This window comes from Pseudoalteromonas sp. SWXJ133 (assembly GCF_015864365.1).
Classification (GTDB): domain Bacteria; phylum Pseudomonadota; class Gammaproteobacteria; order Enterobacterales; family Alteromonadaceae; genus Pseudoalteromonas; species Pseudoalteromonas arctica.
The window spans coordinates 26,853-42,346 of the sequence record NZ_JADYXJ010000013.1; the positions used below are offsets into that span (position 1 = coordinate 26,853).

Consider the following 15,494-nt stretch of genomic DNA (forward strand, 5'->3'; position numbering starts at 1 on the left):
CTCATTCAGCCTACGTTTATCTAAAATTAATTTCTAATCAGACAATTCAATTGAGCGTGTATGTCGGACCAAATTTTTGAGTTAAAAGGGAATCTTTTTACGTTATCAGTTTTGCATCTTTATAGTACTGATATAAACCTTTTAGCAGAACAACTGTATGTAAAAATAGCCCAAGCGCCTAGGTTTTTTGAAGGTGCCCCCATTGTTGTTAATTTAATGGAAATTAAAAACAGTCCGCTCGATTTTATTCACTTAAAATCACTAATTGAGCGCATGAGTTTTAATGCAGTTGGTGTGTGTAATGGCTCAGATGAGCAACACACTCAGGCAAAAGCTGCTGGCTTATCTGTTTTAAATTATTCACAAGACGTTAAGAACGAACCTGTTAAACAGGAGGCTAATACGTCTATTGTAGAAAAAACAGTGCATTTGCCGGCGCAAATTATTAGCGGTACCGTTCGTTCTGGCCAACAAGTTTATGCAAAGGACAGGGATTTGATAGTACTTGGCGCGGTAAGTCACGGTGCTGAAGTCATTGCCGATGGTAATGTCCATATATATGGCACGTTGCGCGGTCGCGCTATTGCAGGCGCAAAAGGGTTTAAAAAAGCACACATTTTTTGCCAAAAACTTGAAGCCGAACTGGTTTCAATAGATGGTAACTACTGGATCAGTGATTCGCTACAAGGTGAACACTGGGGAAATGCAGTGCAAATACAACAAAAAGACGAATCATTAGAAATTTCAGCTTTGGTTAAAGGATAAATCTCATGGCAAAAGTAATTGTCGTTACCTCAGGTAAAGGCGGTGTTGGTAAAACAACATCAAGTGCTGCAATTGGCACAGGCTTAGCGTTAAAAGGCTATAAAACAGTTATTATCGACTTTGATATTGGTTTACGTAACTTAGATTTAATTATGGGCTGTGAACGCCGTGTTGTTTATGACTTTGTAAACGTAATTAATGGTGAGGCAAACCTTAACCAAGCGCTTATTAAAGATAAACGTGTAGATAAATTATTTTTACTACCCGCTTCACAAACTCGTGATAAAGACGCATTAACTCGTGAAGGTGTTGAACGCGTATTAAACGAATTAAAAGAAGACTTTGATTACATTGTATGTGATTCACCAGCAGGCATTGAAGCTGGCGCTATGATGGCAATGTACTTTGCTGACGAAGCAATCGTGACAACAAATCCAGAAGTGTCGTCAGTTCGAGATTCGGATCGTATTTTAGGTATCTTACACAGCAAATCAAAACGTGCTGAAGAAGGCCTAGAAAACATTAAAGAACACTTACTATTAACACGCTATAATCCTAGTCGTGTTGAAAAAGGTGAAATGCTATCGGTAGAAGATGTGCAAGATATTCTGTCAATCCCATTATTAGGGGTTATTCCTGAATCGCAAGCGGTATTAAGTGCTTCAAACTCAGGCCAACCTGTTATATTGGATACAGAATCTGATGCAGGTCAAGCTTATTCTGATGCAATTAACCGCTTACTAGGTGAAACCGTCGATTTTCGCTTCTTAGACGTTGAGAAAAAAGGCTTATTTAAACGGATTTTTGGAGGTTAACGTGTCTTTACTTGACTACTTCCGCTCGGAAAAGAAAAACAGTGCGTCACTTGCAAAAGAGCGATTGCAGATTATAGTCGCGCATGAACGTTCTCAACGAGGGACACCGGATTACTTACCACAATTAAAACAAGATATTTTAGATGTGATCCGTAAATACGTGAATGTAAGTAGTGATGCAGTTCAGGTTCAGTTTGATCAGAACGAAGACGATTTAGCCGTACTTGAGCTAAACGTTACACTACCTGATGAAGAAAAGAAGTAATTGAAGAAAGGGCGCTTTATAAGCGCCCTCTTTATTTTCGCAATAACTTTCTAAATATCTACGTTTCAATCCCCTTCATGCAACTAAAACTTTTAACTATGTAACACAAAAACTATAGATAAGTATTACACAGTTAAAGAAAATATTTAGTCTTAAGTATCCCATTCTTTTAAAGCGTCTTTAACGTAGGTATATCGCCAAGAGCTAAGTAAATCAGGCTTTATATGACTCTGTTTTTGCTCATTAGTTAACTTCCAATTCCAACTAATCAGTTGATTGACTTGCTTTTTAGAGGCCATAACATCTTCTGGTATATTGTGTTCTTTAGCTACTTTAGTGATTTTTTGTTTTATATCTTTTGCTACTTTTTTATAAGTAGGAAAATCAATTAAGCGCTTAAGTACATCAGGGTGCTGAGCATCTGGAACTTCTTTGGCAGCTTCAATACACTTTATTATATCTACACCAGAGCGATTAACTTCAATAGCTTCAACCCCTGGAATTTGACGTAGAGCGTTTAAACTTGAAGGACCACGTTTGGCAATTTCAGTCATGTTATGTTCTTTTAACACAAAATTAAGCGCCAAATTTTTCTTGATAGCTTTATTTCTTCGCCATACAGCAAGCTCTTTTAACACCGCTAGTTCGTGCGGTTTAAGTTGCCATGCATTTTTAATATCTTTATATAAAAGCTCGTCAGGTGTTTGAAATGCACGTTTTTTGGCAATCAATTCACTTTCGTTTATTACAATGTCAAAGAAGCCAGCGGCATTAATACGATCGATAATCAGCTCAAAACACGGTAATAAGTAAAAAGTATCAGCAGCCGCGTAGTCTAATTGTTTTTTAGTTAACGGGCGTTGCAGCCAGTTAGTGCGTGACTCGCTTTTATCTATTTCAATACCTTGCAGCTCTTTTACCATAAGAGCAAAACCCATACAGTTACCTTCACCGAGTAGCTGCAACGCAAATTGTGTATCAAATAATGGGGCTGGGACAAAGCCTGCGTACTTTTGAAAAACTTCAATATCTTCTGAAGGAGAATGCAGTACTTTTAAAACTGCAGGATCTTTAAGTATTTCCCAAAAATCAAATAGTGAAAGTTCCGCTAATGGGTCAATAAGCGCTAAATGCTCACCATCAAAAACTTGGATAAGTGCAACTTCTGGATACAAAGTACGACGACGCATAAACTCAGTATCTATGGCTAAAACGGGTTTATTTTTAATTTGCTCAACAAATGTATTAAGTTGATTCTGGGTTTCAATCAATTGGTATTGCACTTAATCTCCTACAATAAAAAAGCCGACATATGTCGGCTTTTTTATAGGTTGCTAATCTTTCAAGGCTCTTCGGAGTATCTTACCTACGTTAGTTTTAGGTAACTCATCCCTAAACTCTACCAGCTTGGGGACCTTGTAATTAGTTAAATTATCACGACAGTGACTTATTATATCTTTTTCAGTTAAAGAAGGGTCTTTTTTCACAACAAAAACTTTAACTTGTTCACCACTTACATCATGAGGAATACCGATAGCAGCTACTTCAAGCACACCTTCGTGCATAGCCACTACTTCTTCAATCTCATTAGGGAAAACATTAAAGCCAGATACAATAATCATGTCTTTTTTACGATCTACAATAAAGAAGAAACCTTCATCATCATAAGTCGCAATATCACCTGTAGCAAACCAGCCGTCTTTTAAACATTCAGCGGTTGCATCTGGTCGCTTGTAATAGCCAACCATTACCTGAGGGCCTTTAACACAAAGCTCGCCAGGCTCACCTTTAGCTGCTTCTTCGCCGTTATCTAAAACCAATTTAATATCAGTGTTAGGCGCGGGCAAACCAATAGAGCCATTATATGCTTCTAAATCAAAAGGACTAATAGTAACTAAAGGAGAGCATTCTGTAAGGCCATAACCTTCCATTAATTTTGAACCAGTCACTTTTTGCCATTTTTCAGCAACAGGACGTTGAACGGCCATACCGCCGCCCAAAGACATTTTTAAATGGCTAAAGTCAAGTTCAGCAAAACCTGGTGTGTTTAATAAACCATTAAATAATGTATTAACACCGGTAATAGCTGTGAAATTATGTTGACCCAGCTCTTTAACAAAACCAGGCATATCTCGTGGGTTTGTAATTAATATATTTAAACCACCGTACTTCATAAATGTTAGGCAATTAGCTGTTAAAGCAAATATATGATAAAGCGGTAAAGCAGTAACAACGACTTCTGTACCACGATTTAACACTTTGTCTAAACAACCTGAAACTTGTTGAAGGTTACCAACCATGTTGCCATGGCTCAGCATTGCCCCTTTAGATACACCTGTTGTGCCACCTGTGTACTGTAAAAAAGCAAGATCAGACAAGCTCATTTCAGGACGCGTATATTTAGCTTCATCTGCAGCTAGAACGTCTGAAAATTTAATTGTGTTAGGCAAGTTGAACTTTGGCACCATTTTTTTAATGTGCTTCACAACAAAGTTAACTATATGCTTTTTAAGCCCGCCAACCATATCGCCTACTTGGGTGACCACAATATGCTTAACATCAGTATGAGCAAGTGACTTTTCAAGTGTGTCAGCAAAGTTTGCTAGGATGAAAATAGCCGTAGTGTCAGAGTCTTTTAGCTGATGCTCTAATTCACGTACTGTGTAAAGTGGGTTAACATTTACAACCACACAACCTGCACGCAAAACACCTAAAATTGTGACTGGTGTTTGTAGTAAGTTAGGCATCATTACGGCAACTTTGTCGCCTTTTTTAAGACCCAAATCATTTTGAATATAGGAAGCAACTTTTTTTGTTGCTGTATCTATTTCATCGTAAGACATCGTTTTACCCATATTCGTAAATGCAGGTAAATTGGTGTAATCACTAAAACTTTTTTCGAACACTTCGAGTAACGAGTTGTAATGCTCAGGATCGATTGTTTCAGGCATACCCTCTGGGTAGCGCTTAAGCCAGATTTTTTCCACTCTTAGCCCCTGTTTATAATTATATTTTTATTAACCTTAATCTAAGTAAGGCACTTTAACAATTGAGCAAATACTCTAATGCAGGAATAATCCCACATTTTACGTAAACTTACAATTAACATGCACCATTTTGCAGCATAAAGTCTTGAATATGCTCAAAACATAGTTCACTGCTTTGCATGTGGCAATGATGCCCACCATCTATATTAATGACCTTCAAGCTGTTGTAATAACTAATATACTTTGCCAAATTTTGTTTTACAAACGAATAACCTTCGTTACCTAAAATTAATTGGCATGGTGCAATTAAATCTTTTATTGCACCAATACATTGCGCCTCATTAAACCTAAAACCTGAGTGATTTTTGAGCTTTGGATCTGTTGCTAGCGCAAAACCATCTAGAACCTGTTTTATATTACGTTGCATTAAGAGCGTAATAAGATCACTATTTAAATCGGTTGTTTGAGCGCGTGCTTCATAAATAAGTTCTTTCGATTTATAAATTCTCGACTTTTTATTTTTTAAACGCGCTCTATTAAGTACCGCACTTTTTAACTGTTCACACACACCTTCACTAAGGGTTGTAACACAACCAATTCCCTCAATAAAGGTAACAGACTTTACATAATCGCTAAAGCAGCTAGCAAAAAGTCCTGCAACCATAGCTCCCATTGAATGACCTACTAAATGTACTTTTTTAACACCAAGCGCATTTATAAGTTGGTACACATCATCAATATAATCAACAAAATAATAGTGTGCATCATCACTTCGCCAAGACGATAAACCGTGCCCAACAAAGTCAATGCAATACCAAGTGTGCTTTGGGTTAACGTTGTTTAACATTGGCATAAAGCTATGGCAGTTGTCTAACCACCCATGCAACGCTATGACTACTTCGTTCCCTGAACCTACTTTTAAGCCATGAATATTTAAATTATTGGTTTCAATATTAAACGGCTGCACGGTAAGTCCTTTCTCAATTTAGAGCATCATTATTTATAGCATACAAGTTGTCAGACCACTAACTTATAAAATGGTGCCAGATTTACTATCCAATTATCTTCATGGTAACAAATATAGCACTAAGTAGAAAACCAAACTCAATATTTTCAATAACTTAAAAAGTGCGTAATAAGCAAAATTTTTTTACATATTAATTTTGAGTTCCTTCTAAACAAATAAAAGGTGAGAGCACCATGTATAGATAGCTTATAGCTAGGGCCTGTTAACCTTTCTGGATTAAAATTTGTTCTAACTAGGGACGATTTAATCACGGCGCGAGGTTTGTAACCTAGTGGGCTAAGTAAAAGCCGAGCAACAAAGAGTTAATCGTCCCTAGGACGAACCTTCAGGCAGCGCGTGTTTGGTATTTATGCTGTGTTATCGCCAATTTATGGGGAATAACCACACTACATAGGCTCTGCCTTGCCTAAATACCAAACACACTGCTGCAAATTTAACCTCGAAAGATATACAGGCCCTAGTATAATTTAAATAAATAGAACTAACAGTGTTAACTACAATTCTATGTATATAAAATCAAAGTATAAATTATAAATATCTCAGATATTCATTTATTTATCATCCTATCTGTATACAATATCAGCGGCTATTAAATAAGGTACACTCATAAGGTACAACCATGAAAAAACAGATCAGCTTATTGGCACTTTTATGCACCGCTACTGGTGCTTACGCAGAATCAGCACCTAAAAATGTAATTTATATGATTGGTGACGGCATGGGTCCGGCTTACACCACGGCTTATCGCTATTTTAAAGATGACCCTGCAACAAAAAAAGTAGAAAGCACAGTTTTTGACACCATTTTAAAAGGCATGGCTCATACCTACCCTGACGACCATACTTATGTAACAGACAGTGCAGCGGGTGCTACAGCGCTTAGTAGCGGTCATAAAAGTTATAATGGCGCGGTTGCTGTAGATACAGATAAAAAACCAGTTAAAACTATGCTTGAAATAGCAAAAGAGCGCGGTATGACAACAGCGCTTGTTGTAACGTCACAAATAAACCATGCAACGCCTGCTAGCTTTACAGCTCACAATGAATCTCGTTACAACTACGATGATATTGCCAACGATTATATTGATAATAAGATTGCTGGTAAATTACCCGTTGATTTAATGCTCGGTGGCGGTACTAAATATTTTATTCGAGATGACCGTAATTTAGTTGAAGAATTTAAAGCGGCAGGTTACCAATACGGTGACGATATTAATAATCTGGGCCAAATTACACAAATACCTGCCATAGGTTTGTATGCAAGCAAAGGCCTGCCATTTGCACTTGATATGAACCCAACTCGCCTTACTCAGTTAACATCTAAAGCGCTTGGTTTACTAGATAACCAGAACGAAAAAGGCTTTTTTGTGATGATTGAGGGCAGCCAAATTGATTGGTGTGGTCACTCTAACGATATAGCCTGTGCGATGGCTGAAATGGACGACTTTGCTAAATCAATCGAAAAAGCAAAAGCGTACGTTGATAAAAATAAAGATACTATACTTGTAGTTACAGCCGATCACTCAACGGGCGGCTTAACTATTGGTTCGCACGGTCAATTCAAATGGGAAACAGACGTAATTAAGGGTGTTAAGGCAACAGCTAGTAAGTTGACAGACAAACTTATGGAGTCTAAAGACTTAAAACCAGTATGGACTGCTAACACCAATATTGAATTTACAACGGAAAACCAAATCAAACTTGAGCAAGCTAAAAAAATGGGCGAAAAAACGCTTAATTTAGCTGTTAAAAGTATTATTAGTGATGCGAGCTTTACTGGCTGGACAACCGGCGGACACACCGCTGTAGACGTTCAAGTATTTGCCTATGGTAAAGGCAGTGATCAATTTATTGGTTCACAAAATAATACTGATATTGCAGATAAACTAATCGGCTTTATTGAACAGTAAATTCCACCTCGTTTTGAACACAAAAAGCCCGAACGAATGTTCGGGCTTTTTATTGAATTTTATCGCTGTATTTATCTAAAAGGTTTGAATGAGCTTTAAGCGTATATATCAACGCCTATTAAATTTTGTACTTCTGCTCGGCGCTCTAAATTAGCAAATTCAGTATAAGTAGAAATCGCTTTACTTACTTGAGCTGTCGGTTGGTCGTAAATTGTTTGGCTGTATTCATTGCTTTTAGCACTGCTTTTAAACAGTTGATTAGCCAGTTCGACGCCCTCAACACTGCTTTTTACATAATCGGTATTCGTTTTTTGTGCAGCCGGCTGGTCTAATAAACTCTGTGGTTTATTAGTAACAACTTTAGTAGGGCTAACCCTACCCGGAATATCTCCGGTAAAAAAACCTGAACCAATAGGCAGCGTCATTACGCGTCTCCAACCTTAATATTGCATAAAATTATGATTTAAAAACAACCAATTTGCAAATAATATGATTACTCACGTCCTGGTAGCTTTTTCCACGTTACCGTATCGCGCACATATTTAGGTTGAGCGTCACTCGCTTTTACAACGTCACTCGCTAAAAACGCGGCTTCAACATGCGCTAACATATAACGCGCATCAGGCAATGTAATATCAGTATTAATTGTCACATTTTCAAAATCATTAAGCGCATCAGGGTAAGTTTTAAAGCCCGTGCCCACCGCTACAGATGGCTCTGTAGTCGCTATATAATCATTATTTAGTAAATCAGGTTTTATAACGCATTCTTGGTTAACTAAAAGCATTAAATTATTTTGCGCTTGGTAATGTGCAAAGTATATCTCCCCCATACGCGCATCTATGCTTGGGTAAACACTCAGGCTGTCGTTTTGCTCAAACGCTTGTTGCGCCATAATAGCCAAAGTAGACACACCTACAAGCGGCAAGTTAGTTGAATACGCTAAACCTTGTGCTATTGCTACACTAATACGTACACCAGTAAAACTGCCCGGGCCTTGCCCAAAACCAATGACATCTAAATCTTTTAATTTACAGTTTGCTTTAGTTAACAGCTCATCCACAAGTGGCAATATTTTTTGGCTGTGCTGCTGCGGACATTCTTCAAAATGATGAAATGTTTGGCCCTGAAAATGTAAAACAATTGAAAGTGCTTCTGTTGAAGCATCAAGGGCAAGAATATTACTTTTGATCATTTTATTACTCTAATTAATTTGTTTTAAAAATGTATTGGCATCTTCTAAGCTTCGCGTGCGGCGCATCGGCGGTAAGCTTTTTAAAAATACTTGGCCATATTGGCGTGTAACTAAGCGATTATCGCATATTACAAGTACGCCTTTGTCTTTACTATCTCGAATTAAACGCCCTACACCTTGTTTTAGCGCAATAACAGCCTGCGGTAATTGTATGTGTGAAAAAGGGTCTTTCCCCTGCATTTGGCAATCTTGCATTTTAGCTTGAAGCAATGGATCATCAGGGGCCGCAAATGGCAATTTGTCTATAATAACACAGCTTAACGTGCTACCGCGTACATCAACGCCTTCCCAAAAAGAAGCCGTGCCGAGTAATACTGCATTACCATGGCGGGTAAATTTCTCTAAAATAATACGCTTAGACATTTGCCCCTGCATATAAACTGGGTAGTCTATTTGTGTGGTGAGTCCTTCGGCAACTAAGTGCATCATTCGATAGCTGGTAAATAACACAAAACAACGCCCTTGCGCTGACTTTATAAGCTCAAGTGTTAATTTTACAATTGCATGGGGCATATTATCAGCGTGCGATTCTGGTAAGTAACGCGGTAAACACAGCAGCGCCTGATTAGGGTAATCAAACGGGCTATCTACCATCATGCTTTGCTTTGGTTTTAAACCAAGGCTTGCATTAAAATGCTCTAGTTTGTTGTCGACCGAAAGTGTAGCTGATGTAAATACAAAGCCTGCGCCCGTGTCTTGCATCATTTGAGCAAATTTAGCTGATACATTTAATGGCGTTATATTAATCGTTAAATAACGGCGCGTTGTTTCATACCAGTAACTAAAACCGGTTTGAGCCGTATCAAAAACGCGTTCTAACTGCCCTTTAAATGCCAATGCACGCTCAAACGGGTGCTCTATTTTATCGCTTCTATCTAGGCAAAGTTTAAGTACTTGATAAACAAAATCTAAATCACTGATAACACGATGAAGTGCCGCACATATTTGTTTATCGCTTAGCTTTTCTCGCCAATCGCCTCTACTGCCATCAACACCAAACTGTAATCGTAAATCAGCAACGCTTGTTTCAAGCTTATTTAAGCTTTTACCAAGTTGTAGCATATCGGGAATTTCGGCTCTATAAATAGCACGTAAATCATTAATTAAATCCACCAGCTTTTTAGTACTTACACTTTCACCAAAATAGTCACTGGCAATTTCGCTTAACTGATGGGCTTCATCAAATATATACGCATCGGCTTTTGGCATAAGCTCAGCAAAGCCACTTTCTTTTACGGCCATGTCAGCAAAAAATAAATGATGGTTAATAACAACCACATCAGCATCAGCTGCTGTTAATCGCGCTTTACGTATATAACAGCTTTGAAAGTCTGGGCATTCTTTGCCTAAGCAATTATCGGCTGTTGAATTGACATAAGGCAGTACTTTGGCGTCTTCTTCTATACCAATACAATCGGCTAAATCGCCCGACTGGGTTTCACTGGCAAACTTAGCCACCATGGCTAGTTGATGCATTACGTCGGAGTCGTCAGTAGGTACATGCGCAACATGCTGATTTAGTCGGTAAGTACATAAGTAATTGGCACGCCCTTTTAATAAGGCGGTTTTTTTAGATGCACTAAGCGCTTTTACTAATTGAGGCAAGTCGCGGTGATAAAGTTGCTCTTGGAGAGCTTTAGAACCTGTCGATATTATCGTTCGGCCTTTTGATTTGAGTGCTGGGGCTAAATATGCAAATGTTTTACCTGTACCCGTGCCTGCTTCAACAACCAATTGCGAACTGTTTTTTAATGCATCAGCAACGGCTACAGCCATATCAATTTGTGGTTGACGAGGCGTATATCCATCTAACGATAACGCCAAAGGTCCGGTTGCACTAAACAGCTGTTTGATAATACCAATCACTTTAAAATAAATAATACGCCGATTTTACGTAAGCTAAACATCAAGGGCAAGTAATTAAGTGATAGGCGTTATTTTATAAGTAAGGGAGCCTAGCTCCCCTTATTTAACCTGAACTGTAGTTATAGCTATCGAGCGCTAATGGTTAAGGTCATGCCGCTTGCCACACTATAACCTTTTAAATCTATGTGCCACTTACCTTCTTGAGGGTTTGTAATACTGCACGCTTCAGCATTGCCATTTTTATAAGGCCTGCACAAGTAAACCGACTCAGATGATTGATTATTAAAATTTAAATACAAGTCAGCATCACCCGTACCGCCGGACATGCTTACATTCAGTGAGGAATACCCGGGGCCTAAATCTTGTATGAATCTAGTCCAGTTCCCTGACGATACATTAACATTTGCCTCTACCGTGTTTATCGGCTCAATAATCGAAGCTTCATTGTAACTTCCCTTGAGAGAAACATTCGCTATCGCGTTCCATGCTTCTAACATTACATAATAAACACCGACTTGAGGGCTGCTAATATCACAACTTTCGCTACTTGTTGATGTTGTACTTTTACAATCGAAGCTATTAAGTGTGGGAGGCGTATTAAATTTTACATATAAATCTGCGTCTCCGCTTCCACCTGCTGTAGTAAAATTTAAATCGCTAACATTATTTGGTACTTGCAACGTATAAATAAGTTGTGCCTTAGCATTAGCCGTTATTGCTGATACTGTTACACCATTTTGTAGCTCATTGTTAGCAGGCGGAGCTACATCTCCCGCATTTTTGGCCATTTCGGCCAAGTAACTAACAGCAAGTTTTGCAAATTTACTGGCATGATCAGCATCAAACACTTCGTCATTTTCAGTATGAATTAACGTATTAATATCGTTCATTCTCGATTCAAAAGGGATCGATGCAGCAAAACCTTGTTGATACCAGGATGCATGATCAGAGCAACCATAACCACACTGATCAAATCCGTACGTAATATCAGGTAAATAAGTCGTAATTAGCTGACCTAAATACTGATTTTGAGCCGCAGTTGTGTAGTCAGTCATCATTACTATATCTTCACTGCTGCCATTGTTACCTGTCATATCAAACTGCACCATACCAACAACATTTTTTCCCTGAGATTTAAATGCAGAAGCAATATCTTTGGAGCCTCTTAAACCCACTTCTTCAGCAGCAAAGGCCATAATTTTAATGGTTTTTTGCGGCTTATAGTTTTGCTCTACCACAGCGCGAAGAGCTTCGGTTAGTACTGCAATGCCTGACGCGTTATCATCGGCGCCAGGTGAGCGTCCATTACTTGGATTAGATTGATTTATGGAATCTAAATGCCCGCCAATAATCACAATATCATCCGCTTCTTCATTACCGTTAATAGTCACAAGCACTGATGATTGTGACCAACTATGTGTAAAATAATCTACCGAAATATCACTTCGTGAACTTGTCAGTTGCTGCCAATAGCCTTTTAGCCACTGGGATGCATCAACGCCTGTTTGTGATGTGTAATAACGATTATTAAAATTAGTTAAAGTATTCACTGTATTCGTTAAGTTATTAGCGCTTATCTGATTAATTAACCCTTGCACTGTTTGGCTATTATCAATGGAGTAAGCAAAAGCTGTACTTATTTTCTGATTTTGAACTGATGCTAGCTGGTCGGTATACTGTTTAGCTTCTGTTAACGAATCATGAGCAACAAACCCACCACAACGATTATAGTTATGGTGCATAAACTCGCTCAGTTGTGCAATATTTTGCTTTTCTACCTTTAGTAAATTTACAGTATTGAGCTTTGTATTTTGTACGCTTAATATTTGCTCATTTCGTGAGAGTGCTCTTTGATTTTGCTGATAATGTTTTGCAGCAACGGGGTCAATACTCACCCAAACACTGTCATTACCTTGTGCGTGCGATTGAAAAGCATTCACAAAGGTACACGCACTAAACACCACTACTTTAATTGAATTATTCATAAGTATCTCTTGTTATAAAATACAACTTCAAGCTATAAAAAAGGGAGCTCATGCTCCCTTAAAGTTAGTTTAATTCGCTGAAATACTTAGCGTTATACCATTAGCCGTACTATAGCCTCGTAAGTCTATTGACCATGTACCCGCTTGTGGGTTATCAATAGAACAGCTTTCATTATTGCCATTTTTATATGGGCGGCAAAGATAAGTGCTTGTACTTGAAGCCGAACCAAAGTTCACATATAAATCCGCATCACCAGTGCCACCAGAAATAGTCACATCAAGTGCAGAATAGCCCTCCCCTAGCGTTTGTGTAAAACGGGTCCAGCTACCAGAGGCAACGCTTACATTACTTTGCGTTTTATTAATTGGTGTAACACCGCCGCCAGTGCCTCCATCGTAACTACCTGTTAAGGATACGCCAGAGATTTCATTCCACGCTTCCACCATCACATAGTAAGTTCCACTTTGAGCATTACTAATTGAGCAGCTTTCTGTGCTAGATGAGGTTGTACTTTTGCAATCAAAGTTATTTAACGTTGGTTTAGATGCAAACTGTACATAAAGATCTGCATCACCAGTGCCGCCATTCGTGTTAAACGTTAAATTGCTTGCGCCAGCAGGCACCTCCAACGTAAAGAAAAGTTGCTCTTTAGCTGAGCCACTTATCCCAGTGCGAGTTACACCATTGCTTAGGGCTTCGTCATCACTTGGTGGAGTCGAACCACACGAACTGCCTGAGCTTAAGTTAGAACTGACACCCACCGCATTCAGCGCGGCTTGAACATCACTAGGATCGTAATTTAAATCACAAGCAGCATCCATTACACCATTGCCTGCTAAATCCCAGTTTGTGCTTGCGCTCCAATAAAGCTGATTTGCTCTCGTCATTACAATAAATGCTTTTTTAGTATCCCAACCTGGTGTGGTCGCTAAGTTATAAAATGCTTTATTGAATACGCCAGAACTATTATGAACATCCATACCTGAGTAATAACTTGATTGGTTGTCTATTGAATTACCATCTTGCGTTGGGTTATTCATGTAGCGCAATGCACCATTGCCTTTAAATATGTCTTTACCAACTAACCAGTCATTCGTGCCTTTCATGTAAAATTCAGCGGCTTCACCTGCCATATCTGAAAAAGCTTCATTTAAGCCACCAGATTTTCCGCTATAAACAAGTCCTGAGTTTTGCTCAGTAAATCCATGGCTAACTTCATGGGCCGACACATCAAGGCTAACAAGTGGATAAAAAGTGTTTTGGCCATCGCCAAATGTCATTGCACTGCCATCCCAAAATGCATTTTCATAGTTACTTGAATAGTGCACTCGCATTTTTAGCTGAAACGAAAATGGAGGTGTACCGATCCAGTCGTTATACATATTAAAAATTACATTGCCAAAATAATGTGCATCGTTGAGTGGTGAATACGCGCCGTTTATCTCCTTAAATGTATTTTCAGGACATGTAAATGAATAAGCACTCGTTCCACTTGTGCCGCCATTTAAGTTTATCGTACGAACATTCGCGTTATTCATCGTGCAATTATTACCTGACTGACTAACGTCTAAATTATCAAAGTCAGTGCCGTAAATGTACTTCCCTGTTTTTAAGTTACCACCAGGGCCTGTAGCATCGGCATGTTGTAGGTTATCTAAGCTAAATAATAGCTCACCCGAGTTCGCATCAATGATTTGATATGGACGAGATGGATTACTTCCATAAGTAACATAAGATACCTCGTATACTAGATGCGCTTTACTTTGATTGTCTACCCAAATGGCTAGTTGTGATTTTTCGTTGTGTTTTTTTAGTCCAACCGATTTGGCTGCTGCCGATGATTTTTGTAAACCTTTAGCAATGGCAAGCTTTTGATTGAGCTTCGGCACCACCGTATTTATATCACTTGATATATCGTATACGGCTGCACCGTGCGCATGCTTTAACTCACCATTGCTGCTAAACGTTAGACTTAACGTATCGCCAATTACAGGCAAGCCATTGTAAGTTTGTTGATAACGACGAGTAGTATCACCGTTATTGCTTTTTATTTCTTTTAATACAACTAGTTTGTTTCCTACTCCTAAACCCACTAATTGATCCGGGCTCTGCATTGCAATAAAAGATGCACTATTTTGCATTGCATTGCTTAGATCTGCTTCTTGGTTTAGGTATCTCTTATTCGCAGCTACTGCACTTGACGCTTGTACTAATGTAAAAGCAGCAAGAGTTGCTATTGTGATTTTAGATAAATTCACGTTTATGCTCCGTTAGATTTTTAGTTTGTAGTATTTTTGTATTAACCGAGAACGCCTGTCCCCGATAAGGGATCAGCTTATGTTACAAATTGACTTTTTGTAAATTAAACATTTAATTTACAAATAAAGTATTAGATAAATAATTAAACCCAAAATTTACAAATGGTTAACAGTAATATCTTGGCTACAGCTCTAACAAAAAGGAACAAAGTGTAAACATTAAGTTACTCTTACCTACAAAGTCACACAAAAACATCGTTTTTTAGTTAAATTAAAAACGAAAAAGCAGTTATAAACCTGCCATTAAAAATTTAATTACAATCGATAACACTGGCAATTTCACGTTAACTAAATGTCTCTA

Annotated in this window: 12 protein-coding genes; 4 read left to right on the top strand and 8 right to left on the bottom strand. The window is 38.4% G+C overall.

Features of this window, described 5'->3' with window-relative positions; genetic code table 11:
• Positions 1-60 precede the first annotated feature (60 nt).
• The 3 genes from minC to minE are packed head-to-tail and all read left to right on the top strand — an operon-like array spanning position 61 to position 1,845.
• Positions 61-765, top strand: coding sequence for a septum site-determining protein MinC (gene minC / locus I6F40_RS11265; RefSeq protein ID WP_166376632.1), 705 nt, complete (start codon positions 61-63; stop codon positions 763-765).
• 5 nt (positions 766-770) lie between these two features.
• Positions 771-1,580 carry a septum site-determining protein MinD gene (minD, locus tag I6F40_RS11270; protein WP_007583272.1) on the top strand — a complete coding sequence of 270 codons (810 nt, stop codon included), beginning with the start codon at positions 771-773 and terminating at the stop codon, positions 1,578-1,580.
• Between the two features lies 1 nt (position 1,581).
• The gene (gene minE / locus I6F40_RS11275) at positions 1,582-1,845 is read left to right on the top strand and encodes a cell division topological specificity factor MinE (protein ID WP_007377619.1); all 264 of its coding nucleotides are present in this window, start codon (positions 1,582-1,584) and stop codon (positions 1,843-1,845) included.
• Positions 1,846-1,997: 152 nt separating this feature from the next.
• Here the strand turns inward: minE and rnd are convergent, their stop codons facing one another.
• The 3 genes from rnd to I6F40_RS11290 form a co-directional block, all read right to left on the bottom strand.
• Positions 1,998-3,128 carry a ribonuclease D gene (gene rnd / locus I6F40_RS11280; RefSeq protein WP_166376631.1) on the bottom strand — a complete coding sequence of 377 codons (1,131 nt, stop codon included), beginning with the start codon at positions 3,126-3,128 and terminating at the stop codon, positions 1,998-2,000.
• Between the two features lie 51 nt (positions 3,129-3,179).
• Positions 3,180-4,832 carry a long-chain-fatty-acid--CoA ligase FadD gene (fadD, locus tag I6F40_RS11285; protein ID WP_166376630.1) on the bottom strand — a complete coding sequence of 551 codons (1,653 nt, stop codon included), beginning with the start codon at positions 4,830-4,832 and terminating at the stop codon, positions 3,180-3,182.
• A gap of 115 nt (positions 4,833-4,947) precedes the next feature.
• Positions 4,948-5,799, bottom strand: a complete 852-nt coding sequence (locus I6F40_RS11290) for an alpha/beta hydrolase (protein WP_166376629.1) — start codon at positions 5,797-5,799, stop codon at positions 4,948-4,950.
• A 679-nt stretch (positions 5,800-6,478) separates the two neighbouring features.
• On the opposite strand from I6F40_RS11290, the gene I6F40_RS11295 reads away from it, so the two are divergent.
• Complete coding sequence (locus I6F40_RS11295) at positions 6,479-7,768, top strand: alkaline phosphatase (protein WP_197192934.1); 1,290 nt, start codon at positions 6,479-6,481, stop codon at positions 7,766-7,768.
• A 95-nt stretch (positions 7,769-7,863) separates the two neighbouring features.
• Here the strand turns inward: I6F40_RS11295 and I6F40_RS11300 are convergent, their stop codons facing one another.
• The 5 genes from I6F40_RS11300 to I6F40_RS11320 all read right to left on the bottom strand — a co-directional run bounded on the left by I6F40_RS11300 (position 7,864) and on the right by I6F40_RS11320 (position 15,133).
• A complete protein-coding gene (locus I6F40_RS11300; RefSeq protein WP_007580633.1) occupies positions 7,864-8,193 on the bottom strand; it encodes a hypothetical protein in 330 nt (109 codons plus the stop codon).
• A 68-nt stretch (positions 8,194-8,261) separates the two neighbouring features.
• Positions 8,262-8,963 (bottom strand): tRNA (adenosine(37)-N6)-threonylcarbamoyltransferase complex dimerization subunit type 1 TsaB, encoded by a 702-nt coding sequence (tsaB, locus tag I6F40_RS11305; protein ID WP_166376627.1) that lies wholly within the window; start codon positions 8,961-8,963, stop codon positions 8,262-8,264.
• 9 nt (positions 8,964-8,972) lie between these two features.
• The gene (locus I6F40_RS11310; RefSeq protein ID WP_166376626.1) at positions 8,973-10,889 is read right to left on the bottom strand and encodes an ATP-dependent DNA helicase; all 1,917 of its coding nucleotides are present in this window, start codon (positions 10,887-10,889) and stop codon (positions 8,973-8,975) included.
• Between the two features lie 125 nt (positions 10,890-11,014).
• Entirely contained in the window at positions 11,015-12,874 is a 1,860-nt protein-coding gene (locus I6F40_RS11315) for a M28 family metallopeptidase (protein WP_166376625.1), read from the bottom strand.
• Between the two features lie 69 nt (positions 12,875-12,943).
• Positions 12,944-15,133, bottom strand: coding sequence for a M4 family metallopeptidase (locus I6F40_RS11320; protein ID WP_166376624.1), 2,190 nt, complete (start codon positions 15,131-15,133; stop codon positions 12,944-12,946).
• Positions 15,134-15,494: the final 361 nt, after the last annotated feature.